Origin of the sequence: Thermophilibacter sp. ET337, assembly GCF_024733715.1 — a bacterium.
Taxonomy (GTDB): Bacteria; Actinomycetota; Coriobacteriia; order Coriobacteriales; family Atopobiaceae; genus Thermophilibacter.
Map to the genome: position 1 here is coordinate 88450 of NZ_JANRHO010000003.1, position 24874 is coordinate 113323.

The window sequence follows — 24874 nt, forward strand, 5'->3', positions numbered from 1 at the left end:
CCCTACTTGACCTCGACGCCGTCCACAAAGGTGGCGGCGAGGGTCATGTCGGCGTTGAAGATCGTGAGGTCGGCGTCACGGCCGGGCTTGATGAAGCCAAAGCGCTCCTCAATGTGAGCGGAACGGGCGGCAACCTCGGAGGCCATGCGGATGGCCTGCTCGGCGGTCACGATCTGCCAATCCACCATGTTCTTGACGCCCTCGGCGAGCGTGAGCACCGAGCCCGCGATCGAGCCCGTGGTCCCGTCCTCGTTGAGGAGGTAGCACAGGCCGCCCTTCATGACCACGGGCAGGCCGCCGGACATATACTCGCCCTCGGGCATGCCGCCACAGCCCAGGCAATCGGTGATCAGGACCGTGTGGTCCCAGCCCTTGGCGTCGACGAGCGCCTTGACGGCGCCGGGGACGACGTGACGGCCGTCGCAGATGATCTCGGCATAGGTGCCGTTGGTGGTCATCGCGGCGCCCACGACGCCCGGGTCGCGGTGATGCAGGCCGCGCTGGCCGTTGTAGGTGTGCACGAAGCAGCTTGCGCCGGCGTTGACAGCGGCGAGGGCCTCGTCGTAGGTGGCGTCGGAGTGGCCGATGGAGGTAACGACGTCGCGCTCGTCGAGGGCGGCGCAGTACTCGCACGCGCCGTCCTTCTCGGCGGCAAGCGCGCTCTTCACGATGCGGCCGCCGGCCTTCTCCTGCCACAGGTCAAAGGTCTCGACGCTCGGGTCGATGAGGTAGACCGGGTTCTGGGCGCCCACGTGCTTCATCGTGAAGAAGGGGCCCTCGAGGTAGATGCCGCCGATGCGCGCGCCCACGAAGTCCTCGCCACGGGACTCGTCGGCCTCGGCGATGGCGGCGCAGGAGTCGGCGATCTGGTCGACGGACTCGGTGAAGGTCGTGGGCAGCCAGCAGGTGGTGCCGCGACGGGCGAGCTCGACGCTCGAGGCGTTGATTCCGGCGGCCTCGCGGTCGGTGGTGGCGTGGTTATAGAAGCCGTGGATGTGCGTGTCCACGAGGCCCGGGCCCACGATGCAGCCCGTGAAGTCACGAATCTCGCAGTCGGGGGCGTCGGCGGACCACATACCGAACTTCCCGTCGGTCACGGTGAGGTAGCCGCCCCGCATCGTGGTTCCCGGAAGCACGAAGCGGTCGGCCTTGATGGCAAAGGTGTCCATGTCTGCTCCTTACGACAATTGTTTGCGGAGACGCCCGCCCGCAGGGTCATGCAGGCGGGCGCCGAATGTGCCTATGACGAGCTCGGAGAGCCTGTGCGACCTTACGCCTCGAACTCGTGGATCGTGACGCCCTTGACGACGCGGTTGACGGTGCCGGTGGGGCTCGGCGTGTCGGGGGTGTTGCCCACGCGCACGGAGTTGAGCAGCGAGACCGTCTGCGCGACCATCACGAACGGCAGCGCGAGGTAGGCCTCGGGCAGCGCGTCGTAGCCGTCGAAGGTGAACGACTCGCCCTCGAAGGCCGGCGCCACGTCCTGCTGGACGGCGATGGTCTTCTGCGCGATCTGGTCGCCGTTGATCTCGTTCAGGATGTCGAGGTCATACTGGCGGGTGTAGGCGTCGTTGTTCATGAAGACAAAGACGAGGGTCTTGTCGTCCACGAAGGACTTGGGCCCGTGACGGTAGCCCATCGAGCTGTCCCAGGAGGTGGCCACGAGGCCGTGGGCAAGCTCGAGGATCTTGAGCTGGCTCTCCTGGGCGAGGCCCACGAAGGAGCCGGAGCCCAGGTAGGTCACGCGGTTGAAGTCGCCGGCGAGGAAGGCCGCGACCTCGCCCTCGCGCGCGACGACGGCCTCGCCCATCTTGGCGGCCTGCTCGACCCAGGCGCGCTTCTGCTCGAGGGAGGCCGCGTCAAAGACGAGCGTGGTGAGCAGCGTCATGCAGCTGTAGGAGCCGGTCATGGCAAAGCCCTTGTCGTTGGCGCGCGGGATGAGCAGCGTCAGGGCGTCGGGGTCGTCCGCAGACTCGACGGCGAGCTTGCCCTCCGGGGCGCAGGTGATGTTGAGGAACTTGACGTTTCTCACGAACTTCTTGGCCACCTGCACGGCGGCGAGGGACTCGGGGCTGTTGCCGGAGCGCGCGAAGGAGACGAGCAGCGTGGGCTCGTCCGGGTTCAGGAAGTCGCGCGGCGCGGAGACGATGTCGGTCGTGGCGACGGGCTTGAAGTCATAGAGCGAGACGTCGCCGGCGTGACGCAGGTACGGGCCCACGGTGTCGCCCACGTAGTCGGAGGTGCCGGCGCCGGTGAAGACGACGGAGAGACGCCCCTCGCCCATGGCGCGGGCGCTGGCGAGAAACGCCTCGATGGCGTCGAGGTTGTCCTCGTAGATCTTGAGGGTGTCGACCCAGAGCTCGGGCTGCTGGGCGATCTCTGCCGTGGTGATGTCGGCGCCCAGGGCCTTAAGCTCCTTCACGCTCTTCTCAAACATTGGCGGTTCCTTTCTGTTGATGATACGAAGGGATGATACGAAGGGACTGTCCCTTCGTATCATTACATGCGCTGGTGCAGGACCTTGTACTTGAACTGGTCCGCGCGCGCGACAGACAACGTGTACTCGATGATCTCGTTGGCGATGTTGTAGGTGGTGCGGGCGAGCTCGAGCACGGGGGCGTTCTCGGGGATGTCGAGCAGGTGCGCCTCGGCGGGACGCGCCACGCTCGCAAAGAACTCCTCCTCGGCCACGCGGATCTTCTCGTGATAGACGTTCTCGATGATCTCGTAGAGCGGCATGGAGTCGAGCAGCGGCCGCTTGAGGGTCAGGAACCTGCGCACGGGCAGGAAGCTGCGCTCCACCATCATGGGGATGCCGTCCGCCGAGCGCAGCCTCTTGAGCTTGAAGAGGCGGTCGCCCAGGCGCACGCCCATGTGCTGCGCGAGGTTCTTGTCGGCGTCGATCTCGGAGAACTCCAGGATCGTGGTATGGGGCTCGCGCCCCATCGCGCGCATCTGGTCGGTGAAGCTGTAGGACTGCATGAGGTTGGTGACCTGCGCGGACTGGTCCGCGACAAAGGTCCCGCGCCCGTGCTTGCGCACGACCATGCCCAGGCGCTCGAGCTCCTGCAGGGCCAGGCGGACCGTGGTGCGCGAGAGACCGTAGCGCTCGGAGAGCTCCCGCTCGGAGGGCATGAGGTCCCCCGGCCGGTACTCCTGCTCGATCTTCTCGGTGAGGATATCAACCAGCTGGTCATACAGCGGCTGCTTGCTCGCGCGCGCCACAGCGCCTCCCTTCCGCGTCCCGTTCCGCCGGCACCTGCCGCGGGGCCGCCGCTACCTACTCGTCCTCGTCGTCATCGTCCGCGCCGGCGGAGAGCTCCATGTGGCAGACGCCCTCCTTGCCGACCTCCACGGCCTCGGCCACGAGGTCCGCGATCGCGGAGTCCGGGGTGCGCGCCATCACGATGTCGATCAGCATGGGGAGGTTGGTGCCGGCGACCACCTGGATGTTGTCCTGCTCGGCGGTGATCATCATGGACTGGTTGAACGGGGTGCCGCCCATGAGGTCGCAGAAGATGAGGACGCCGTCGGTCTTCTCGCGCAGGTCCTTGACCGCAGCACGGAGGGTGTCGCCGTAGGTACCGGCCTCCTCCTCGACAAACGGGACGATCTCAAAGGCCTCCTGCGGGCCCGCGATCATGTCGAGCGCGCTCTTGAGGCCGGTCGAGAAGTGCCCGTGCCCGGTAAGGATGAATCCGATCATTGTGTCCTCCTTCGTGTCGAGGGCGGGGTGCCCTTGAACTCCTTATACGTACGGCAACGCGGCCTATGCGACCGCCTGCTGGTTCGTGTTCGTCTTGGTGAGCTCCTCGAAGCGGCGCTTGTACTGCTTCGCGTGCGTCTTGTCGCCCTTGTTGGCGTACTGCTTCCACAGCAGGAAGCAGAGCTTGCCCTGGAGGGCCGGGTTCTTCTCCTTCTTGAGCATCTGCTCCATCTGGTCGATGTAGCCGAACTTCTTTGAGAAGACGATGTCGTAGGTGAGCTGGCAGTCGGCAACGACGGCCTGGTCGGCCGCCTTGCTTGCCCTGAGCTGGGCGAGAAGCTCCTTGCAGCGGTCCTTGTTGCCCAGCTGGGTGAAGTAGTTGAACGCGACGGCGAGGGTCTGGGCCTGGCGCTTGGCCGAGTTTCTCATGCGGACGAGAAGCTCGATCATGCGGATGGCCATCTCCTCGTCGTCCATGGCCTGGTAGCACAGGAAGCGCAGGTAGTACTGGCGGTAGGTGGTCAGCGTCACGCGCGCGGGGGTGCTGTCGAGCGACTCGATGGCCTCCTTGTAGTGGCCCGTCTCGAAGAAGCCCTCGTACTTGGCCTCGTAGTAGCGACGGAAGCCCTCCTTGAACAGGAAGTAGGCGACGACGAGGATGATGAATGCGATGACGCCAGGATGCACGAAATTGCCTTTCTAGAGAGAACGGGCGCGCATCTCGGGAGATAGGGCGGGAACCCAGAGGTCCCGAGCCGTGAGATGCGCGCCCGCTCGAACCGAGCATTCGAGGCCCGCGGCGCCCGGAGGACCGGGCACCGCGGGGCCAGGAGAAGCCTTAGCCCTTCGCGACGAGGTTGAGGGCGCCAAAGACGATGCCGATGACCAGGACGATGAAGATCGCCTTGGTGGAGGTCATGCCCTTGCGGCCGAGCAGCCAGTACACGAAGCCGACGAGCGCGGCGGGAACGAGCTTGGGGCAGATGTTGTTCAGGATGTCCTGAACGTTCAGCGGAACGCCACCGATGTTCGGGTTGATCGTGAGGACGATGCCCACGTTGGTGGAGACAAGCGCGCCGACCATGAAGACGCCCATGACGGTGGCGGCGTCGGTGATCGCGTTGAGCTTGTCAGACATGGTGGTGACGAGCTTCATGCCCTGATCGTAAGCGATGTAGGTCTGCTTGCAGCGGAACCAGTCGACCACGACGCAGGAGGCAATCCAGATGAAGATGCCGAGCGGGTTGCCCTCCATGGCCATGTTGGCGGCCAGGGCGCCGAAGATCGTCGGAAGCAGCGAGCCAAAGATGGAGTCGCCGATGGAGGCGAGCGGGCCCATCAGGCCGGTCTTGAGGGAGGCGACGGTCTCGAGACCCTCGGTGCCCTCGGTCTCCTCGATGGCGAGGTCGATGCCCGTGATGATCGTGTTGAGGAAGTTGGAGGTGTTGAAGAACGGCGAGCACTGGGTGCGGCAGGCGGTCTTCAGGGCCTCGGTGTTGTCCCCATAGATCTTGCGGAGCTGCGGAAGGATGATCCACAGGTATCCGGAGTGCTGCATACGCTCGTAGTTCCAGCCAGCCTGGAAGCCAACGAGGTTGCGAATGTTGATCTGGCGAAGGTCAGCCTTAGTGAGCTTGTAGCCAGTGGTCTGTCCGACATTAGAGCTCATCGTCGTCATCTCCCTCCGCACCAGCAGAGACAGCCGCGACGGCGCCGGTCTGGTGCTGCTGGTAGTAGATGTAGGCAAGAGCGAAGCCGATGAGAGCAACGGTCAGCATCGACAGACCCTTGAAGCTGCCACCGTTGATGGCGGTCTCGGTAGCACCAGCGACCGTGGCGACGTCGCCGCCGATGGTCTGGATGCTCGAGAAGGCGGTGCCGAGGAGGGCAGCGATCACGAAGCCAAGGATGAGGTAGGCAACGTGCTTCTTGACGGGCAGGTAGCGAAGCAGGATGGCGAAGCCGACGGCCGGCAGCATGCCACCAGCGACGGTGAGGCCGGTGCCGAGCCAGGCGAGGTCGCCGTTGAGGGCGCCGGTGATGGCGTCAACCAGACCCTGGCCGAAGGCGAGGGCGAGGAAGACCGGGATCATACGGGAGAGGCACCAAGAGACAGCACCCATCCAGTAGTGAACGTTGTAGGCGCCCCAGTTCATCTTCTCGACGTCAGCGTCGCAGGCGTGACCCCAGAAGGTGTTGGCCATACGACCGAGGATGTCGGTGTAGACGAGGATCGCGGCCACGGGCACGCCGAGGGCGGCGAGGGCCTGCTCCGGGTCCATGCCGGAGCTCACGGCGAAGGCCGTGGCGATCAGGGTGCCGGAGTTGGCGTCGATGCGGGAAGCGCCGCCGAAAGTGCCAACACCGAGGATGGTGAGCTGCATGCTACCACCGATGAAAAGACCAGTTGCCATGTCGCCCATCACGAGGCCCGTGAAGAAGCCAGAGAACACGGCGGAGCCGGCGCTGGAGTACCAGTGCAGCTCGTCCATGATCTGGAAGCCCGCGTAGAGCGTGAGCAGAAGAATCTGCCACCACTGAATCATGGTTCTTTTCCTCCTTCTAACAACTCGAACGTTTCGTACGTTTCACGCTATATCGCTGCGGTGCATCTCCCCTCACCGCGTAGCGCCTTGCTGGGCCGGAGCCTAGGGCTTGAAGGTCTCCGGGCTGTTCTGCGGGGTGAGCTGGATGACCATGGGAACGCCCATGGCGGCGAGCTCGTTCAGGGCGTCGACGTCGTCCTGGCCGCAGTTGATGTTGCGGTTGTAGGTCTTGACGATGTTCATCGAGGTGATGTTGCCGAGGATGATCTCGTCGAACTTCACGCCGGCCTTGGCGAGCTTGACGTAGACCTCGGGCTTCTTGACGACGATGAACAGACGCTGGGCGTCATACTTGCCGGCGAGGATGTTGGCCGCGGCCTTCTCGACGGGCAGGACGGAGAGCTTGCAGGTGGCCGGGGTGGCCATGCGCAGGACCTGCTTCTGGGTGGCATCCTCGGCCACCTGGTCATCGACGACCATGAAGCGGCTGACCTGGCGGGCGTTGGCCCAGAGGTTGCCGACCTGGCCGTGGATGAGGCGGAAGTCAACACGTGCTCCAACGATCATGCTACTCAACTCCTTCTTTCTCGAGATGGTTGATGAGGGGCGTCGAACGTAGGGAGATGGCGTCGCTCACGTGACCCTCGGTCTCAAACAGCACGAGCTCGTTGACGCCGGCGCGCGTGATGCCGTGAGGGACATAGAGGGTGGCGATGGGACCGATCTCCCAGTACCTGCCCACGTTGACCCCGTTGACAAACGCGACGCCCTTACCAAAGCCCGTAGTGTCTATATAGGTGTCTGCCGGCTCGTCGAGCGTGAACTCGAAGCGCGAGAAGGACGGCGTCCCCTCGGCCCAGCCGGCGGTGTAGTCAATCCCAGAGACGTCCTCGAGCGGCAGGCGGAAGGCCTCCCAATTGAGGACGAAGTGCAGGTCGACGCAGACGCCCGTGCGGATGCCCTTGCGCTGGGTGTCCGCCAGGAACTTGTGGCCGTAGTTCACGCGGCCCATGTTCTCCACGAGGACGTCAAGCTGGTTCTTCTCGGCAGGAAGGGCGTAGCGGATGTCCTCGCCGATGTGCTCCTGGTACTGGGTGGCCACGAGCTCGCCGTTGACGTAGACCTGCGCGCGGTCGCGGCCGTCCACCACGCGGATGCGCTCGGGCTCGGTCGTGTCGCGCTCGATCTGCGTGCGGTAGAGGACGTAGCCGTAGGACTGGCCCATGTCCTCCATCGTCTGCGGGTAGAGCGAGCGGACGGGCTCGGGGTCGAGGCAGCCGAGGTTCTCGAAGAGACCGGTGCGCGCCTTGAGCTCGATCTTCTCGGCCGGGACGTTTACCGCGGACTTGATCAGCGGCTCTGCGGTCCAGTTGTCCGGGAAGAGGTCGCGCACGACGTCGCGCAGCTTGTACCACTTCTCGGTGGGGTTGCCCTCCTCGTTCAGAGGGGCGTCGTAGTCGTAGGAGGTGACCTGGTGAAGGTCGTGGGTGTGGCGGGCGGAGCAGCCGTTCATGAAGCCAAAGTTGGTGCCGCCGTGGAACATGTACAGGTTGATGGACCCGCCGAGCTCCAGAAGCTCGCGCACGGAGTCAGCCAGGTCCTGGGCGTCGCGCGTGATGACGTTCTCGCCCCAGCGGTTGAACCAGCCGTCCCAGAACTCCATGCACATAAGCGGCCAACTCTTGCCGTGCTCCTCGTGGAAGGCCTTGAGGTTGGCAAAGTTCTCGGCCGCGCGAGAGCCAAAGTTGCCGGTGACGAAGACGTCGTCGTCGATGAGCGTGCCTGCGCGCAGGCATCCGCGCCACGGACCGTCGGAGGTGCACAGGGGGACGTCTACCCCGCGGTCGAGCATGAGGTCGCGGATGCCGCGCAGGTACTCCTTGTCCTCGCAGTAGGAGCCGTACTCGTTCTCCACCTGCATCATGAGGATGTTGCCACCGCGCGTAACCTGACGCTCGACCAAAATGGGCATGAGCGCGTCATAGTAGGCAGCGACGCGGGCGAGGAACTTGGGGTCGCGCGAGCGCGGACGCAGGGCGCGGTCTGCGAGCAGCCAGGCGGGCAGGCCTCCCCACTCCCACTCGGCGCAGATGAACGGCGACGGGCGGACGATGATCCACAGGCCCAGCTCGGTCGCCTCGTCGAGGAAGCGGGCCAGGTCGCAGATGCCCTCGAAGTCGAACTCGCCGGGACGCGGCTCGTGGAGGTTCCACGGCACGTAGGTCTCGACGGTGTTGAAGCCCATCGCCTTGAGGTTGTAGAGGGAGTGGCGCCAGCCCGACGGGTGAACGCGGAAGTAGTGAATCGAGCCAGAGAGAATCGTGAAGGGCTTGCCGTCGAGCAGGAACTGGTCCTTGATCTCGAAAGTGTGCATCTCACTCCTCACGTCCGGACCGCTGGTTAATCGTTAAAGCGTCGTTTCGCGCGTCATCGATCGCTGGTCGCGCATGGTAGCCACTATACACGTTCTCGACATGTTTGTCGTGAAATTATGAAGAGACGTGTGAACGGTCGGTTTTGTCCCGTGAGTGGAGTTTTCTGTTTTCGCAGGTCAGAAGTGGTATTAGTCACCACTTTTCGAATAAACACCAGCTAGTTGATAGAAAGAACTGGTAGTAACAACTGTATCAGTAATACCAGTGGTACTTATTTCGGCAGACCACTCGTCTCGCCCCCGGACGGCGCCGTGCGCCACGCCCGCCCAGAAAGATATGATGGGACAGACGCCTCCGGGGTATCTGTCAGATGGGACAGACACCTCCGGGATATCTGTCACATACCGCTGGCAAAGGAGCCGCCATGATCTCCACCGTCACGCTCAACACCTCCATCGACAAGGCCTACCAGCTTGCTTGCCCGCTCGTGGACGGCACGGTGATGCGCGTGCAGACCTGCATCGACAACGCCGGCGGCAAAGGGCTGAACGCCGCCCGCGCGGTCGCGACCTGCGGCGAGAAGATCGTGGCCACGGGATTTGTGGGCGGCAACAACGGCCGGCTTCTCTGCGAGCTTCTGGACGCCGACGGCATCGAGCACGACTTCGTGCACGTGGCGGCCGAGACGCGCTGCTGCGTGAACGTGCTCGAGCCAAACAGCCGCTCGACGGAGTTCCTGGAGCCCGGCCGCGCCGTGAGCGCGAACGAGGTGTCTGCCGTGCGCACGAAGGTCGCCGAGGTGGCGGCACGCGCCGACGTGGTGACCTTCAACGGCTCCGTGCCGGCGGGCTGCAGCGACGACATCTACCGCGAGCTGGTGGAGGTCGTGCGCGCGGCGGGCAAGCCGGCGATCCTGGACACCTCGGGCAAGCTGCTCGTGGGCAGCCTGGCCGCCCGTCCCGCGATGATCAAGCCCAACACCGACGAGATCCAGGCGATCCTGGGCCGCAAGCCGGAGTCCATCGACGAGATCTACGCCGCAGCGCGCGAGGTGCACGAGACCTACGGCATCGAGAAGGTCGTGGTGTCGCTGGGCGGCAACGGATCGGTCATGGCCTGCTCCGAGGGCGTCTTCCGCGGGCGCGCGCCGCGGATCGAGGTGGTCAACCCCGTGGGCTCGGGCGACACGATGGTCGGCGCCTTCGCCGTCGCCATGGCGCGCGGCATGGCAGTTGAGGACCAGCTCGCGTTTGCGATGGCCTGCGCGAGCGCCAACTGCCTCACGCCCTCGACCGGCCACTTCGACATGGCCGTGGCCGACGAGCTGCGCACCGACACGAGCGTCGAGAAGGTCGCGTAGCCTCCGAACCTGGCGGCGCCCCGGCCCTCCCCTGTGCCCAGACAGTCCTCGCCGCAAAGAGCGCGGCTGCGGAACTGCGCCAGAGGAAGGCCGGGGCGCCTTCTGCAACAGGGTATGTACACCACGCCTTGAGGGTATGTACACCTTTCCGAGCCGCGCGTTCTTCTCGACAGTTTGTCTACCTGCGGAAACGCTGATAGTCCGAACTCGGACGATGTACATACCCGGTATGCGTGGCGTACATACCCTCGATGGCGGCGGGGATGATGAGTGATGGGCAGCGGCTACGGGGCCGGACGCAGTTCAAGGCGGGCCGAGAAGGACGGGCGCTCGCCGGCCGTGACGTCCACCGTGAGCGACCCGCCCATCGACTCCGCGAGCGCGCGGGCGACCGCGAGACCAAGGCCGGTGCCGCCGGAGTTGCGCGCGGGGTCTCCTTGGTAGAAGCGCTCCGTGAGGCGCGCGGGGTCGAGCCGGGCGGCGTCGGCGGGCGCAACGGGGTTCTCGACCGTGAGCGTCGTGCCCTCGACGCGCACGCACGGCGCGCCCGAGCCGTGGACGAGGGCGTTCTCCAGCAGGTTGGCGATCACACGCGCGAGGCCGTCGGGCGCAGCGAGCACGGGCGCGGTCTCGCCGAGCCGCACGTCGGGCTCCCAGCCGCGCACCGCGAAGACCCCATAGCGGACGGCGAGCGCATCCGCCGCGGCATCAGCGAGGTCGCAGGCGACGAGCTCCGGCTCCCAGGACGGGTCCGCGGCACGGGCGTACGTGAAGAGGTCGTCCACGAGCACGCGCATGGCGGCGAGGCGCTTCTCGGCACCTTCGAGGTAGCGGGCTGCGCGCTCGGGATCCTCCGCACGCTGGGCGAGCTGCAGGTAGCCCTGCGCCCCGGCGAGCGGGGTGCGGATGTCGTGGGAGAGCGCCGCGAGCTGCTCGCGGAAGCGCTCGTCGGCGGCGCGGCGCTCGAGGTCGCGCGCGAGGTCTGCGTCCAGGTGGCAGTCGACCGCGCAGGCGAGCTCGGCGACGGCGGGGTCCGCGGACTCCAGGCGCGCGCGGGGCGCGGGCGAGACGGCGGCGCGATCGAGCAGCTCCGCCAGCCGCGCGAGGTCGCGGTCGCGGGCCCGGCGTGACGAAAAGGGGCTGTCCCTCTTCATCACAGGCTCACACGGGACATGAGCCTGTGGGAGATGACCCAGAACGCCGCGATGCAGACGACGCACGTCACGACAGGACCCAGGTCAAGCGTCGCGTTCATGCTGAGCAGCGCCGCCGGCTGAAGCGGCATCAGCAGCTGGGCCAGGTCGTAGGCGAGCTCCTGGGAAAACGGGATCGCCACCGCCATGGGCACGAGAAGCGCCAAGTTGAGCAGGCCACCTGCGAGCATGATCGAGATGAGCAGCGTCGTCCCAAAGCCGCGCGAGCGCCGGGAGAGCCACAGGAGCAGCAGGCCAAAGGCGGCGTACGTCCATCCCACGAGCATGCTGGCGAGCACGCGCAACACAAGCTCGCCCAGCGGCATCCCCTCGAGCTGTGCGCCGGGCGCGAGCAGCAGGATGAGCCCCAGTAGAACCGTCCAAGCCGTGAGCACCATCGAGAGCATGAGCACAAGAATCATCCGCGTAGCCACGTAGTCGGCCCTTCCTCGCTCTGTGGCAATCGAGGCCCGCAGCCCGTTCGACGACAGGTCATGAACCGTGATGCCGGTCACAGCGAAGCACGTGCCAAAGATGGCTCCCGAATTGACAAGCGAGAGGAGCGACGACTCAAACGATATGACCAGATGCATGTCGGCATTCTGCGGGGTGAGCAAGGTCGTGAGGAGAGTCGCAAGGGCCCGCAGTGCCGGCAGCGCGAAGGCGCCCTTCACGTAGGCGTCGCGCGAGGCGAGGTAGAGCGCGGCGCGAAGCTGGTTTCTCAGGTTGGTCATGATGCTCACCTGCCCTTCCCGGCCGCGCGCGAGGTCTCACGGCCGTCGATGATGCGCACGAGCTCCGCCTCCACGTCCGGCGCGGAGACCGTGAGCTCCGTCACGGCGATGCCCGCGGCCAGGAGCACCTGAGCCAGCACCGTGCGGTCCGGCTCGCCGCCGCCCGGCGCCGTCACGCGCAGGGCGCCGTCCGGCAGCACGCGCACCGTGAGGCCCGGCAGCTCCTCGGCGAGCACGGCCACCGTGCGCTCCGGGGCGTCGACGCGCAGCGTGAGGTAGGTGGCGCAGGCGTCGGCGAGCTCGTCGGAGGTGAGCTGGCGCACGAGGGCGCCATCGCGCATGATGCCGTAGTGCGTGCACATGCGCTCGAGGTGCGTCAGGATGTGCGAGCTGATGACGATCGTCACGCCGCGCTCGCGGTTGAGGCGGATTAGAAGGTCGCGCAGCTCGGAAGCCCCCGTGGGGTCGATGCCGTTGAGCGGCTCGTCGAGCAGCAGCACCTCGGGCGAGCCGAGCAGCGCGAGGGCCACGCCGAGGCGCTGGCGCTGGCCCGCGGAGAGGTCATCCACGTAGGAACCGCGCGGCCAGAGCGCACGGCGCTTGCCGTCGCCGCCCGTTCGCTCGTCCAGGCCCACGGCCGCAAGCACTTCTCGGCACGCCTTCTGTGGGTCGGGCAGGCCGAGCACCAGGGCGCGGTTCATAAGGTTCTCGAAGGCATCGAGCCGGCCGTAGACCGCGGGCGCCTCTATGAGCACGCCGACGCGCGGGTCGGACTCGCACGGACGCAGCTGCCTGTCAAGGACGCTCACGGTGCCCGCGTCCTGTCGCATGAAGCCCGCGACGAGCTTGAGCAGGGTGGACTTGCCCGCGCCGTTCTTGCCCACGATTCCAAAGACGGAGCCGGCAGGCACGGCGAGGCTCACGTCGCACACCGCGCGCACGCGGCCGCGCGAGAAGGACTTGGAGAGGCTGCTCGTCTCGATGGCGTTCATGGTGTCCCCCTTCCCTTGCTGCTTTCAGCCTACCCGGAAGGTGTCGGCAAACGCTCCAGAGACCTACAAGACTTTGACAAGATGCGCGCGTGGCAACGGGAAAGCGCGCCAACCCTACAGGCTCTTCGGAAGGTTCCCGTAGACCCCCTGTCTATGTCCCACGCGCACGACCTCAATAAGCAGCCTGTCCTCATGGATGCTGGCAAGTATGCGATATGACCCCACGCGATAGCGCCAACCCGACTCCGTTCCCTGGATCTGCTTTGATCCGGGAATGGCCTTGGGGTTATCGCAGCCCACGAGGTTTGTCTCAACCCACCTGACAACCATCGAGCGCTGCTTCTTTTCAATGGAAAGCAGCTCCTTGGCAGCTCGTCTCGTCCACTCGACCTCGTAGCTCACTCAGCATCGGCGGCCATCCTCATGACCTCCTCCATGCTGTAGCGGATACCGTCATCTGAACGAATCGCCTCGTCATAGGCAAGCTTGTCCGCAGCCTCCTCGACCTTCTCGAGGGCCGCCTCCCTCACCACATCGGAAAACGTGCTCCCCACGAAGTCGGCGTATGCCTGAATCCAAGACTTCTCCTCAGGCGCAAAACGAATCGCCGTCGCCCCCATTGCCATGGTCTGCCCCTTTCGTACTACGCTGTAGTACGAATAGTATACCCACTTACTGGCTAGAAGTCGTCTCGAGCTTGAAGCCGATGCCCCAGACGGTCTGGAGGTAGGCGTCGGTGCCGGACGCGCGAAGCTTGGCGCGCAGGTTGCTCACGTGCGTGGCGATGGTGCGCTCCTCAGTGAGGGCCTCCTCGCCCGCAACCAGCTCAAAGAGGGCGCGCTTGGTGAAGACGCGCCCGGGCTCGGCCATCATGGCGGCGAGGATGTCAAACTCGGTGCGCGTGAGGCGCAGCGGAGCGCCGTCCACGGCAAACGTGCGGGCGGCGGAGTCGAGCTCCCAGCGGCCAAAGCGCGCTACGACGCCCGCGCGCTCTTCTCGCCCGCGGCCGCGCAGCTGCACCTCCACGCGCGCGAGCAGCTCGTCGAGGTCGAAGGGCTTGACGAGGTAGTCGCTCGCGCCCAGGCGAAGGAGCGCCACGCGGTCCGTCACGGCGGACTTCGCCGAGGTCACGATTACGGGAGCGGCAACGCCGGCAGCGCGAAGGCGCCCGATGAGCTCCTCGCCGGGGACACCGGGCAGCATGAGGTCCAAGATCACGAGGTCGAAGGGCAGGTTCTTCTCGGCGGCGCGCTCTGCCGCAAGCAGGGCCTCCGTGCCGGAGAAGGCCGGCACGCACGCGTAGCCCTCGTCCCCGAGAAAGGTGCAGACCACCTCGGAGAGCGCGGCGTCGTCCTCGACCACGAGGACGTGGGGGCTGTTGGCGAGCGTATTCATGGAGCCAGTATAGCCCCGACCCCGCCGTGAGGGTATGTGCACCGCCCGCTCAGGATATGTACACTTTCCGGCCCGCCAGCACTTCTCGCCCGCGTCTCTGACCTGCGGCTTTGCGAGAAGAACCTCAAAGTCGACTGTACATACCCGGTATGCGCACTGTACATACCCTCAGGGACGGGCGCCCCTCAGCGCGTAAACGGCCACTCTCCCGCCGCGAGCGCCTCGATTGAGGCGGCCACCGCGTCGTCCTCGCAGGCACCGATGTGCCAGCGCGCCGCCTCGGCAGCCTCCGGCGCGGCGCCCGCCACCGCCACGGAGTTCTTCACGGCGGCGAACATCGGCAGGTCGTTGTCCGCGTCACCGAAGACCACGACGTCGTCGAGGCCCACGCCCAGACGCTCGGCCAGCCACGCCACCGCGGTGCCCTTGTTCCAGCCGCGCGGCATGATGTTGGAGTACGTGGGCATGGCCCGGTCCACGTCAAACGCCGCGACCTCGGCACCCAGCCGTGCGACGAGCTCGGCCATGGCCGCCTCGCCCGCGCCGGTGAAGACGTTGGCCTTCACCACGGGAAAGTCCGGCAGCTCACGTGTCACGCGGCAGCGCTCGGCATAGGCCGGGAAGTGCGCTGCCAGCACCTCGAGCTCGCCCTCCACCAGAAGCGGGGTCGCGTCGTCAAAGCAGACCAGCCCGGCGCCCGGCGTGGCGGCGACGATGGCGCGCAGCTGCTCGAGGGCGTCGAACGCGAGCGACTGCTCCATGACCTTCTCGCCGCCCAGGTAGACCTGCATGCCGTTGGTCGCGAGCGCCGTGGAGCAGCAGGCCGCGTCCCCGCCAAAGAAGTCCGGGATCCACGAGTAGCCGCGTCCGCTCGCGGCGCCCACCCAGAGGCCGGCGTCGATCGCCGCGTGGAAGGCGGCGACGGTGCGCTCCGAGACCTGGCGCCGACCGCGCGGCAGGATGGTCCCGTCAATGTCGGTGAGGATGAGCTTCACGGCCACGTTCTTCTCCCTTCGCCTTGCGCCCCGCGCATGGGGCGCACTCAGTATATGACGCGGCAGCCCAGCTCGGCCGCGTCCGCGCCCACCACGCCCTCCGGGTCCGCGTCCATGATCACGGCCTCGACGCGCTCGAGCGTCCCAAACCACAGGAGGCCGGCAGCGCCGACCTTGCTCTGGTCCATGAGGACGAACGTCCGAGAGGCGCAGCCCAGGTACGCGCGCTTGAGCTCGGCCATGTCCTGGTTGTTGGTCATGAGGCCGCGACCGGGCACGTAGGACGTTGGCGTGACGAAGGCCTTGTCCGGGTGGAGCATCTCGAGCGTGCGCATGGCGAGCGGGCCCGCGGTGTAGCGGTGCCCCTTGCGCAGGCTGCCTCCGAGCATGATGACGTCGAGGGAGGGCGCGGAGCGGTCGACGTAGTCGGCGATCGTGAAGTCGTCGGTCACGATGGTCACCCCCGTCCGTCCCGAGATGGCACGGACAAGCTCGAGCGCCGTGGTGCCCGAGTCCACGAGCACCGCGTCCCCGTCCTCCACGAAGGGAGCCGCCAGCCGCGCGATGGCCTGCTTGGCCTCCACGTTCACGTTCACGCGCCGGTCCTGCACCGAGACCGTGAGCGTCTTGGAGAGCGAGACGGCGCCGCCGTGCGTGCGGCGCAGCTTGCCGTCGCGCTCGAGGGCGTCGAGGTCGGCGCGCGCCGTCACGCGGGACACGCCAAAGACCTCCGCGAGCTGCTTGACCTGCACGGACGTCGCGCGGTCGAGCATGGAGAGAATCGCCGCGCGCCGCTCCTCTGATGACATTGCCATGCTCGCCCGCCCTTCTCGACGCTGTTCTCGCCCGCCGGCTACGCGCCCGCCGGCTGCGTTTGTGTGCGAATTGTGTTTCCTTTTCTTGCCTTACCGGCAATCTATCACATTGTTTTTGCTTTCGTTTTGGAAAGCGCATCGGGCGGCGGCGGAGCTTGGCCGCCCAGCGGAGGGCGAGAAGAACGCCAGCGCTGCCTTTGCTTTCCCTTCCCCGCGCCGCTCGGCGGACGCGCCGGGCCTCGCACGCGCGCGGGCCGCCTACAATGGCGGTATCAGCCGCTCCGAGGAAGGGAGTTTTGATGCTCGTCACCACGAAGGAAATGCTGCTCGACGCCCAGGCCGGCCACTACGCCGTCGGCGCGTTCAACGTCGAGAGCCTCGAGTTCGTCATGGCCGTCGTGAAGGCCGCCGAGGAGCTGCGCTCCCCCGTCATCATGCAGACCACGCCCGGCACCGTGAAGTACGCCAACCTCGACTACTTTGCCGCCATGTGCCGCGTCGCCGCCGAGCAGGCGAGCGTGCCCGTGGCCATCCACCTCGACCACGGCGACGGCTTCGACCGCGCGGTCCAGGCCATGAAGGCCGGCTACACCTCCGTCATGATCGACGGCTCCCACGACACCTTCGAGGACAACATCGCCCTCACCTCCTCCGTGACCAAGGTCGCCAAGCCGCTGGGCATCCCCGTCGAGGCCGAGCTCGGCAAGGTCGGCGGCAAGGAGGACGACGGCCCGGCCGTCGAGGGCGAGAGCCCCTACACCGACCCCGAGGAGGCCCGCGAGTTCGTCGAGCGCACCGGCTGCACGTCGCTCGCCATCGGCGTGGGCACCGCGCACGGCGTCTACACCGAGACCCCGCACATCGAGCAGAGCGTCGTGAAGGCCATCCGCTCCGTCGTGGACGTGCCGCTCGTGCTCCACGGCACCTCCGGCGTGCCCGACGACCAGGTCGCCGAGGCCATCAAGAACGGCATCTGCAAGGTCAACTACGCCACCGAGCTGCGCCAGGCCTTCATGCGCGGCTTCATGGGCTACATGGCCGAGAACCCCGGCGCCTTTGACCCCAAGAAGCCCAACAAGCCCGGCATGCAGGAGATCACCGACCTCGTCAAGGTCCGCATGACCAACCTCGGCTCCGTCAACAGGGCATAAGACAGGCACCGCCCCGACCACGCAGCTTTGGCCCCGGTTGCCGTCCCCGTGCGGGCGCAGCAACCGGGGCCTTCCTGTGTTTGTAGGGCCCACGGAGCCCGTCCTCGTACTCCCGTGAGGACAAGGACGTCGAGCGAGAAGAACCTGCCCGCGTCACATAAAACGGGCCCCGACGCGCGCGGCGCGGGTCCGTTGACATTTTAACCTGACGACATTGTCATGACGACATTGTCAAAACGCTACGCCTCGGCGAGGCCGGAGTTGACGAGCTCGGCGATCTTCTCGGCATCGTCGAACGCCTGGACGTTCGCGCGGAAGCCGTCGTCCATGAGCAGGGCGGCCACCTTGGAGAGCAGCCGCAGATGCGTGGTGCCGGCCTCGGCGGCGGGCGTCAGGATGGAGATGGCGCAGGTGACGGGCGCATTGTCCATGGAGGGCCACTCGATGCCCTCGGAGAACTTGACGACGATCATGCCCGCCGCCTTGATGGCGTCGCTCTTGGCGTGGGGGATGGCGAAGCCGCCCGTCATGCCCGTGGTGCCCTCGACCTCGCGGGCCTTGTACGCCCCGTAGACGCCCTCGGCGTCATCGGAGAGGCCCAGCTCGACGGCCTTGGCGGCCAGCAGCCTGAGCGCCTCGTCGACGGAAGCGGCGCTCTGGCCGAGAACAACGTTGGATGCGGGAACGAACTCGCTCATCTCTACCCCCTGCCCGGCGGCGTTCGCCGCCCTTGCCTATTCGTAACAGATTCATGGTAGCACCGCGCGGGGAGGACGAGGCCATCGGCGTCATCCTCCCCGCGCGGGCACATTCGGGGCTCACGTGAGCGCGTCGGCGGCGAAGGCGCGGGACAGCCCGGACTATCCCCTGGCCTCGCGACGCAGGCGCAGGGCCTCGTAGGCGCAGCCGTACATGGCCGCCTGGTTTCCGAGGCTCGCCGCCTCGATGCGTGCCTCCTTGCACGGCTTGAGCGCGTACTCCGCGAACTTCTTGCGCAGCTCGGGGGCGAAGGTGGCAAAGGCACCCGCCACGCCGCCGCCGATGAGGTACATCTCGGGGTCCACGATGCAGGAGATCTGCGACATGGCCAGGGCCAGATAGTCGCACATCTTGTCCACGGCGAGCTGGGCGCACTCGTCGCCGCCCGCGAGCGCGCGGAAGACGGAGAGCGTGTCGGTGGCGTGCTCCACGTGCACCGGCGTCACGCCGCGACGCTCGCACTCCTCGAGGTAGAGGCGCACGATGCCCTGCGCCGAGGCGTACTGCTCGAGGCAGCCGCGCCGGCCGCAGCCGCACGTGCGCGTCTCGTCGCGGTTGAGCGTGATGTGGCCGATCTCGCCGCCCGCGCCAAAGGAGCCGGCGATGAGCCTGCCGCCCACGACCACGCCGGCGCCGACGCCCGTGCCCAGCGCGATGAGCACGTAGCTGGAGACGCCCTGCGCCACGCCGGCCCACATCTCGCCGAGCGCCGCCGCATTGGCGTCGTTGACGAAGGCGATGCTCGCGTTGGGGAACTCCGCGGAGAGCGCGCCGACAAAGCCCTCGGGGTCGAGCTTGATGTTGGCGAGAAGACCCACGGTGCCGTCATCGGCCACGGGACCGGGGATGTCCAGGCCGCAGGCGATGACGTCGGCGGCGGTGGCGTCGTGGGCGGCGAGGATCTTGCCCAGGCCCTCGGTCACGGTGGCGTACGCCACGGCGTCCACGAGCGCGGGCGTCGGGATCTTGCGCTCCTCGAGCAGCTCTCCCTCGGGCGTGAACAGTCCCGCCTTGATGCTCGTCCCGCCGACGTCGATGCCCAGCACCATATCCATGTCTTGTTCCTCCCTTGCCGTGCGGGGACTCCCGCGGCCAAACGTATCCCCGATGATAGCCACCCGCAGAAGCTCTGTGACCATCTTCTGCGCGGACGGGTCCGGGCGTCGGCGGACGGGTACACTGAGGGTGCGTCACCCTCACGCACGTCACCTAGAGCAGCGAGGAGCACCCATGGCAGAGACGAACCCCACCACGCAGCCCACAGCCGACCCCAAGACGCAGCCCGCCGCAGATGCCGTCGCGCAGGGGGTCACGATCCCCTCGACCAACCGCGGCGAGATCAACGCCGCGCTCTCCAACCCCCGCGCAGACATGGAGGCGCTCGATGCCCTCGAGCGCACGCTCTTCTCGCTGCGCTACGCCATGGGCGAGATCGGCGGGCTCGGCCCCGTGATCGATCCGCCCAAGGCCACCGCCCAGCGCGGCGAGGCCATGGCACAGCTGCAGGAGCTGTCCGTGCGCGCGCTCTGTGACCCTGCCGTGGCGCCGCTGCTCGGTCGCCTGGAGCAGGAGCCCGAGCTCATCGGCGAGACCCGCATGGCGCAGGTCAAGATCCTCAAGCGCGACCGCGCCTCCCTCGTGGACGTGCCCGCCGAGGAGCAGGCCGCCTTCAGCCGTCTCACCGTCGAGGCCAACGACGTCTGGCGCCGCGCCAAGGCCGCCAACGACTGGGCGTCGTTCGAGCCCTACGTCAACCGCATCGTGGCGTCGCTTCGGCGCATGGCCGAGTTCAAGGACGCCGAGAAGGACCCGTACGACGTCTGGCTCAATGAGTACGAGTGGGGCACCGACCGCGCCTTCTACGACCGCTTCTTCTCGCAGGTGAAAGACTGCGTGGTCCCGCTGCTCGCCGACTGCATGGCCAGCCGCCACAAGCCGAGCCACGCCTGCGTGGAGGGCACCTTCGACGTGGAGCGCCAGTGGCGGCTCGCGGGAGACCTCGCACGTCTCGAGGGCCTCGACGAGGGGGCCCTCTGGATCGGGCGAACCGAGCACCCCTTCACCTGCGGGCTCTCGCGCGACTTTGTCATCGTGACCGGCCACGCCTACCCCGACAACGTGCTCTCCAACGTCTTCTCCATCCTCCACGAGGGCGGGCACGCCCTCTACGAGCAAAACGTCGATGCCGCCTACGCGGGCACCTCGCTTGCCGAGGGCACCTCGATGGGCATGCACGAGGCACAGAGCCGCTTCTTCGAGAACCTCGTGGGCCGCTCCGAGGCCTATGCGCCCACGCTGCTGGCCGTGCTGCGCCGCCACTTCCCGGGGCAGTTTGCCCGCGTGACGGCTCACCAGCTCTACCTTGCGGAGAACTGCGCCGAGCCGGGTCTGGTCCGCACCGAGGCCGACGAGCTCACCTACCCGCTGCACGTCCTCGTGCGCTACGAGATCGAGCAGCTCCTCTTCTCCGGCGAGGCCACCGCGGCCGACGTGCCGCGCCTCTGGGCCGAGAAGTACCGCGAGTACCTGGGCGTAACCGTCCCGGACGACGCGCGCGGAGCTCTGCAGGACACCCACTGGTCCGACGGCTCCTTCGGCTACTTCCCCACCTACGCGCTGGGGTCGGCCTTTGGCGCTCAGCTCAAGGCGGCGATGATCCGCGGCGGCATAGACTTCGAGGCGGTCTGCGCCTCGGGCGACCTCGCGCCCATCCGCTCCTGGCTGCGCGACAACATCTGGCACTGGGGCCGCGCCAAGGAATCCGGCGAGCTCATCGAGGCGGCGTGCGGCGAACCCTTCTCGGCCACCTACTACACCGACTACCTGACCGAGAAGTTCTCCGCCATCTACCGTCTGTAAATTGGGGACGTGTTTTTTCGTTCAGACGTTTTGGGACAGGTTTCCCAGCGGAGGGGCCGCGGATGAGAGCGCTCATACAACGCGTGGAACAGGCGTCGGTCGAGGTGGACGGCGTCGTGACGGGCAGCTGCGGCGCCGGCTACCTGATTCTGCTGGGCGTGGCGCCCCGCGACGACGAGGCCCTGGCGGAACGCCTCTGGCGCAAGGTGTCCGCGCTGCGCATCTGCGCGGACGACGCCGGAAAGACCAACCGCTCGCTGCTTGACACTGGTGGCAGCGTGCTCGTGGTGAGCCAGTTCACGCTCTACGCCGACGCTCGCCGCGGCAACCGGCCGTCATTCACCGGAGCGGCCGGTCCCGATCTCGCCGAGCGCCTCTACGACCGGTTCTGCGACCTCGCCGAGGCAGAGCTGGGCCCAGGGCGCGTGGGCCGCGGAGTCTTTGGCGCGGACATGCGCGTGAGCCTGGTCAACGACGGGCCCTTCACCGTCCTTCTCGACACCGACGAACTGGGCTGGGGCTCAGCCAGGGGTTGACGCGCGCGGCGCAGGTTGGGGCCTGATGATAGACTCGGTGGGCTGCACGTCAAACTTGCTGATAGAAAGGCCCTCGCATGAAGATCGTCGATGAGTTCAAGGAGTTCATCGCCCGCGGCAACGTCATGGACATGGCCGTTGGTATCATCGTCGGTGGCGCGTTCACCGCAATCGTCAACTCGCTCGTGACCAACGTCATCCAGCCGCTGATCACGCTCGTGACCACCGTCTCCAGCACCGCTACCGGCGGCGCGGCCGACGGCGCCACCGAGGCCATCAACAGCCTGCGCTGGCTCGTTCCCGGCACCACCGATCAGTACATCGACCTCGGTGCCTTCATCTCCGCCATCATCAACTTCCTGATCATCGCCTTCGTGGTCTTCTGCATGGTCAAGGGCCTCAACACCATGCGCGAGCGCATGGACGCCCTCGCTAAGAAGGAGGCCGACGAGGAGGCTGCCGAGGAGGCCGCGGCCCCGCACTGCCCGTACTGCCTCGAGGAGGTCAAGGCCGGCGCCACCCGCTGCCCGCACTGCGGCGAGAAGATCGAGGCCTAGGCTCCCCTCTCATTGCACGTTAGCGCCGCCCGGCACCGCGCCGGGCGGCGCTTTTCTATAGGTAGCTCCAAGTTTTCCGTGCAATCCTGTCCTTCAGTCCATATCGCCCGGTACCCGCATGCAAAACCCGCCCTCAATCCATCGGATTTCTGGGGCCCATCAAGCGTCCGGGACCTTCCTCCGAGAAAACCCGCAGGTCAGCTTCATATCAATTTTTATATTTTTATTTCGCCGGCCAAAATGAGCCATTTCTCCATGTCTTGGAGCACGATTTTGTATGAGCGGACCGGGAAAAATGGATTGAAGGGCACTTTTGCACACTTAAGAAGAACGCGGCCCGGGCAACCATGCCCGGGCCGCTTCACAAGACTCGAAACACCATGCTGCCCTAAAGCGGGCGGGCCAGCATAGAGCTACGGAAGGCGCGAGGTCACGAGCGTCATGTCGCCGGCAAACGTGAGCGTGCCGCAGCCGGCAGGCGCGAGGAAGTGCGTGCCGCGCGCGATTTCATGCTCCACCCCGGCCTCGGCGGCGCACACGGTGCCGGAGCCCTCGATCACGCTCACGCACATGAACGGCCACGGCTGCTCCACGTTCTTCTCGCCGGACACGCGCACGCGGTCCACGACGAAGTTGGGGCACTCCATGAGCTCGGTCATGCCGTCGACCTCGGGCGCGGTGACCTCACCGGACGCGGGCGCCTCCATGCCGTAGTCCACCACGTCGAGGCTCTGCTGGATGTGCAGATCACGCGGCTTGCCGTCATCACCAACGCGATCGTAGTCGTAGACGCGATACGTGACGTCGGAGGACTGCTGCGTCTCCAGAATCAGCGTGCCACCCTGGATGGCGTGGACGGTGCCCGGCTCGATGGGGAAGAAGTCGCCCGCGCGGCACGGCACGAGGTTGAGCATGTCTTCCCAGCGGCCCTCCTCGATCATGGCAGCGAGCTCGGCGCGGTCGTGCGCGCGCTGCCCGATCACGATCTTGGTGCCCGGGTCCACGGCGAGCACGTACCAGCACTCGCGCTTGCCCAGGCTGCCGTTCTCGTGCTCGGCGGCGTAGGCGTCGTCCGGGTGCACCTGCACGGAGAGGTTGTCCTTGGCGTCGATGATCTTGACCAGCAGCGGGAAGCGGTCGCCCTCGACGTCGCCGAAGAGCTCGCGATGCTCGTCCCAGAGCTCGGAGAGGTGCTTGCCGTCCCACGCGCCGCCGGCCACGACGCAGTCGCCGTTGGGGTGCGCGCTGATGGCCCAGCACTCGCCGATCGGGCCGTCGGGAATCTCGTAGCCAAACTCGGTCTCGAGCTTGCGGCCGCCCCAGATCTTCCCGTGGAAGATGGGCGTCGGGAAGATGAGGTCGCGCGTGATGTCGGACATGCTTTCCTCCTGCTCAAAGGATGGTTCAGACGATGTCATCTTACCCCGTCGGGCAGGAGGTTGGTGCCGGGCTTGGTGCTCATGTGACACTGGCGTCAGGTTAGTTTGTCAAGTTTGTTGGGAGGCGTCGTCACCCTCACAGGTGAGCGTGCCACCAGCCGTGTCGCCCCTCGCGCGCCTGGGCGTCCTCGGAAGGATGGAAACGGTCGCAAACGTTGGAGGTGCGCAGGTACTCCTCGCCAAACGGATCGATCGTCGGAACGAGACTGCGCGGGTCCTCGGCAAAGTGGTTCCCAGGGCTCGTGTGGACGTGAGGGTCCGTCAGCGTGAAGCCACGGCTGCATGCGCCACGGAACTTGCCGGTCTTCTTGTTGCGCGCAAAGGACGCGAAGATGCAGTCGGTGCAGTGAAAGCCCATGCGAACCCTCCCCTATCGTGCGCTCGAGACGGTATCGTACCCCAACGCGAGCGGCATATTCACGTCGGCGGGCGGAACCTCGAGGCTTGCGGGCAGTCGGACGAGGATACTGCTTACAGGGATTGATCGAGGAGGACCATGGGACATCAAGAGGCCAACCGAGAAGAGCTGAGCTTCCCCTCCGCGGACGGGCGCTCGACCATCCGAGCGCTCCTCTGGCAGCCAAAGCTCGCCGCCGGCGAGCGGCCGCGCGGGGTCGTGCAGCTCCTCCACGGCATGGCCGAGCACGTGGAGCGCTACGACGCGTTCGCAAACATGCTCGCCGAACACGGTCTCGCGGTCTGCGGCGACGACCACATCGGCCACGGCACCTCCTGCGACCCCGACGCCTACGGCTGCCTTCCGGCGCGCGGCGGCGCCGAGGCGCTCGTCGCCGACGAGCACACGCTGCGACGCGTCATGACCGAGCGCATGGGCGCAGACGTTCCCTACCTGCTCTTTGGCCACTCGCTCGGCAGCTATATCGCCCGCGTCTACCTGGCGGCGCACGGAAGGGGCCTCGCGGGCGTGGTCCTCAGCGGAACCGGCACCCTCCCCGTCGCCGTCTCGTGGGCGGGGCATGCCCTCGCGCGCCTCACCTGTGCCGTCCGTGGCGAGAAGTACCGATCAAAGCTGCTCGACGGCATGGGCGTCGGAGCCTATGCGCGAGCCGTCCCCGGCGCATCGGGCTGTGAGTGGCTCAGCCACAACGAGAAGAACGTGGCCGCCTACGTCGCCGATCCCCGCTGCGGGTTCATGTTCTCCGCGGGCGGCTACGCGGCGGTCACCAAGCTCACGGCGCGCGCCTGCTCGCTTTCGTGGGCCCGGCGCGCGCCTCACGACGTGCCCCTGCTCTTTGTCTCCGGCGCGGAGGACCCCGTGGGAGACAACGGCAAGGGGGTGCGGGCCGCGGCGAAGCTCGCGCGCCGCGCCGGGCAAAGGCACGTGGACGTGCGCATCTACGAGGGCATGCGCCACGAGATCCTCAACGAGAAGGACGGCGCGCGCGTCATGGGAGACGTGCTCTCCTGGATCGAGGCGCGGCTCGACGGGAAGGGACGCTAA

27 protein-coding genes are annotated in these 24874 nt (G+C 66.7%); 6 read left to right on the forward strand and 21 right to left on the reverse strand.

Annotated features, from left to right (window positions below; translation table 11 throughout):
* Window positions 1-2 precede the first annotated feature (2 nt).
* The 9 genes from nagA to NW198_RS03985 all read right to left on the reverse strand — a co-directional run bounded on the left by nagA (window position 3) and on the right by NW198_RS03985 (window position 8626).
* Window positions 3-1169: an N-acetylglucosamine-6-phosphate deacetylase gene (nagA, locus tag NW198_RS03945; RefSeq protein ID WP_258340085.1), complete on the reverse strand. Its 1167-nt coding sequence runs from the start codon at window positions 1167-1169 to the stop codon at window positions 3-5.
* A 101-nt stretch (window positions 1170-1270) separates the two neighbouring features.
* On the reverse strand, window positions 1271-2437 hold the full coding sequence (locus tag NW198_RS03950) for an SIS domain-containing protein (RefSeq protein ID WP_087314732.1): 1167 nt from the start codon (window positions 2435-2437) through the stop codon (window positions 1271-1273).
* 62 nt (window positions 2438-2499) lie between these two features.
* On the reverse strand, window positions 2500-3225 hold the full coding sequence (locus NW198_RS03955) for a GntR family transcriptional regulator (RefSeq protein ID WP_258340087.1): 726 nt from the start codon (window positions 3223-3225) through the stop codon (window positions 2500-2502).
* A 55-nt stretch (window positions 3226-3280) separates the two neighbouring features.
* Entirely contained in the window at window positions 3281-3706 is a 426-nt protein-coding gene (locus tag NW198_RS03960; RefSeq protein WP_258340088.1) for a PTS sugar transporter subunit IIA, read from the reverse strand.
* A 63-nt stretch (window positions 3707-3769) separates the two neighbouring features.
* Window positions 3770-4393 (reverse strand): hypothetical protein, encoded by a 624-nt coding sequence (locus tag NW198_RS03965; protein ID WP_258340089.1) that lies wholly within the window; start codon window positions 4391-4393, stop codon window positions 3770-3772.
* Between the two features lie 151 nt (window positions 4394-4544).
* A complete protein-coding gene (locus NW198_RS03970; protein WP_375378027.1) occupies window positions 4545-5384 on the reverse strand; it encodes a PTS system mannose/fructose/sorbose family transporter subunit IID in 840 nt (279 codons plus the stop codon).
* Window positions 5365-6252: a PTS sugar transporter subunit IIC gene (locus tag NW198_RS03975; RefSeq protein WP_258340091.1), complete on the reverse strand. Its 888-nt coding sequence runs from the start codon at window positions 6250-6252 to the stop codon at window positions 5365-5367. Before NW198_RS03975 ends, NW198_RS03970 begins: the two co-directional genes overlap by 20 nt.
* 102 nt (window positions 6253-6354) lie before the next feature.
* The gene (locus tag NW198_RS03980; RefSeq protein ID WP_258340092.1) at window positions 6355-6819 is read right to left on the reverse strand and encodes a PTS sugar transporter subunit IIB; all 465 of its coding nucleotides are present in this window, start codon (window positions 6817-6819) and stop codon (window positions 6355-6357) included.
* A gap of 1 nt (window position 6820) precedes the next feature.
* Window positions 6821-8626: a beta-galactosidase gene (locus NW198_RS03985; protein WP_258340093.1), complete on the reverse strand. Its 1806-nt coding sequence runs from the start codon at window positions 8624-8626 to the stop codon at window positions 6821-6823.
* 425 nt (window positions 8627-9051) lie between these two features.
* Between NW198_RS03985 and NW198_RS03990 the strand changes: the two genes are divergently transcribed.
* The gene (locus NW198_RS03990) at window positions 9052-9987 is read left to right on the forward strand and encodes a 1-phosphofructokinase family hexose kinase (RefSeq protein WP_258340094.1); all 936 of its coding nucleotides are present in this window, start codon (window positions 9052-9054) and stop codon (window positions 9985-9987) included.
* Between the two features lie 284 nt (window positions 9988-10271).
* Here NW198_RS03990 and NW198_RS03995 read toward each other — a convergent pair whose 3' ends face one another.
* The 8 genes from NW198_RS03995 to NW198_RS04030 all read right to left on the reverse strand — a co-directional run bounded on the left by NW198_RS03995 (window position 10272) and on the right by NW198_RS04030 (window position 16111).
* Entirely contained in the window at window positions 10272-11141 is an 870-nt protein-coding gene (locus NW198_RS03995) for a sensor histidine kinase KdpD (RefSeq protein ID WP_258340095.1), read from the reverse strand.
* A complete protein-coding gene (locus tag NW198_RS04000) occupies window positions 11141-11914 on the reverse strand; it encodes a hypothetical protein (RefSeq protein ID WP_258340096.1) in 774 nt (257 codons plus the stop codon). The genes NW198_RS03995 and NW198_RS04000 overlap by 1 nt, the downstream gene beginning before the upstream one ends.
* A 5-nt stretch (window positions 11915-11919) precedes the next feature.
* On the reverse strand, window positions 11920-12906 hold the full coding sequence (locus NW198_RS04005) for an ABC transporter ATP-binding protein (RefSeq protein ID WP_258340097.1): 987 nt from the start codon (window positions 12904-12906) through the stop codon (window positions 11920-11922).
* 114 nt (window positions 12907-13020) lie between these two features.
* Window positions 13021-13308 (reverse strand): type II toxin-antitoxin system RelE/ParE family toxin, encoded by a 288-nt coding sequence (locus NW198_RS04010; protein ID WP_258340098.1) that lies wholly within the window; start codon window positions 13306-13308, stop codon window positions 13021-13023.
* Window positions 13305-13532 (reverse strand): type II toxin-antitoxin system RelB family antitoxin, encoded by a 228-nt coding sequence (relB, locus tag NW198_RS04015; RefSeq protein WP_087314758.1) that lies wholly within the window; start codon window positions 13530-13532, stop codon window positions 13305-13307. Before relB ends, NW198_RS04010 begins: the two co-directional genes overlap by 4 nt.
* A 46-nt stretch (window positions 13533-13578) precedes the next feature.
* Window positions 13579-14301: a response regulator transcription factor gene (locus tag NW198_RS04020; protein WP_258340099.1), complete on the reverse strand. Its 723-nt coding sequence runs from the start codon at window positions 14299-14301 to the stop codon at window positions 13579-13581.
* 185 nt (window positions 14302-14486) lie between these two features.
* Entirely contained in the window at window positions 14487-15302 is an 816-nt protein-coding gene (locus NW198_RS04025) for an HAD family hydrolase (RefSeq protein ID WP_258340100.1), read from the reverse strand.
* Between the two features lie 41 nt (window positions 15303-15343).
* Window positions 15344-16111, reverse strand: a complete 768-nt coding sequence (locus tag NW198_RS04030) for a DeoR/GlpR family DNA-binding transcription regulator (protein ID WP_258340102.1) — start codon at window positions 16109-16111, stop codon at window positions 15344-15346.
* Window positions 16112-16410: 299 nt separating this feature from the next.
* Between NW198_RS04030 and NW198_RS04035 the strand changes: the two genes are divergently transcribed.
* A complete protein-coding gene (locus tag NW198_RS04035) occupies window positions 16411-17262 on the forward strand; it encodes a class II fructose-bisphosphate aldolase (protein ID WP_087314766.1) in 852 nt (283 codons plus the stop codon).
* 239 nt (window positions 17263-17501) lie between these two features.
* On the opposite strand, the gene NW198_RS04040 is transcribed toward NW198_RS04035, so the two are convergent.
* Together NW198_RS04040 and NW198_RS04045 are read right to left on the reverse strand one after the other, a co-directional pair.
* Window positions 17502-17960, reverse strand: a complete 459-nt coding sequence (locus NW198_RS04040; RefSeq protein WP_258340103.1) for a PTS sugar transporter subunit IIA — start codon at window positions 17958-17960, stop codon at window positions 17502-17504.
* Window positions 17961-18122: 162 nt separating this feature from the next.
* Window positions 18123-19076, reverse strand: coding sequence for an ROK family protein (locus tag NW198_RS04045; RefSeq protein WP_258340104.1), 954 nt, complete (start codon window positions 19074-19076; stop codon window positions 18123-18125).
* Window positions 19077-19251: 175 nt separating this feature from the next.
* On the opposite strand from NW198_RS04045, the gene NW198_RS04050 reads away from it, so the two are divergent.
* The 3 genes from NW198_RS04050 to mscL all read left to right on the forward strand — a co-directional run bounded on the left by NW198_RS04050 (window position 19252) and on the right by mscL (window position 21973).
* Window positions 19252-20880 (forward strand): carboxypeptidase M32, encoded by a 1629-nt coding sequence (locus tag NW198_RS04050; RefSeq protein ID WP_258340105.1) that lies wholly within the window; start codon window positions 19252-19254, stop codon window positions 20878-20880.
* 62 nt (window positions 20881-20942) lie between these two features.
* Window positions 20943-21416: a D-aminoacyl-tRNA deacylase gene (gene dtd / locus NW198_RS04055; protein ID WP_087314773.1), complete on the forward strand. Its 474-nt coding sequence runs from the start codon at window positions 20943-20945 to the stop codon at window positions 21414-21416.
* A gap of 77 nt (window positions 21417-21493) precedes the next feature.
* Window positions 21494-21973, forward strand: coding sequence for a large conductance mechanosensitive channel protein MscL (gene mscL / locus NW198_RS04060; RefSeq protein ID WP_087314775.1), 480 nt, complete (start codon window positions 21494-21496; stop codon window positions 21971-21973).
* A 413-nt stretch (window positions 21974-22386) separates the two neighbouring features.
* Here mscL and NW198_RS04065 read toward each other — a convergent pair whose 3' ends face one another.
* Together NW198_RS04065 and NW198_RS04070 are read right to left on the reverse strand one after the other, a co-directional pair.
* Window positions 22387-23352 (reverse strand): type I phosphomannose isomerase catalytic subunit, encoded by a 966-nt coding sequence (locus NW198_RS04065; protein WP_258340107.1) that lies wholly within the window; start codon window positions 23350-23352, stop codon window positions 22387-22389.
* A 136-nt stretch (window positions 23353-23488) separates the two neighbouring features.
* Complete coding sequence (locus NW198_RS04070; protein ID WP_258340108.1) at window positions 23489-23770, reverse strand: hypothetical protein; 282 nt, start codon at window positions 23768-23770, stop codon at window positions 23489-23491.
* Between the two features lie 138 nt (window positions 23771-23908).
* Between NW198_RS04070 and NW198_RS04075 the strand changes: the two genes are divergently transcribed.
* A complete protein-coding gene (locus NW198_RS04075) occupies window positions 23909-24874 on the forward strand; it encodes a lysophospholipase (protein ID WP_258340109.1) in 966 nt (321 codons plus the stop codon).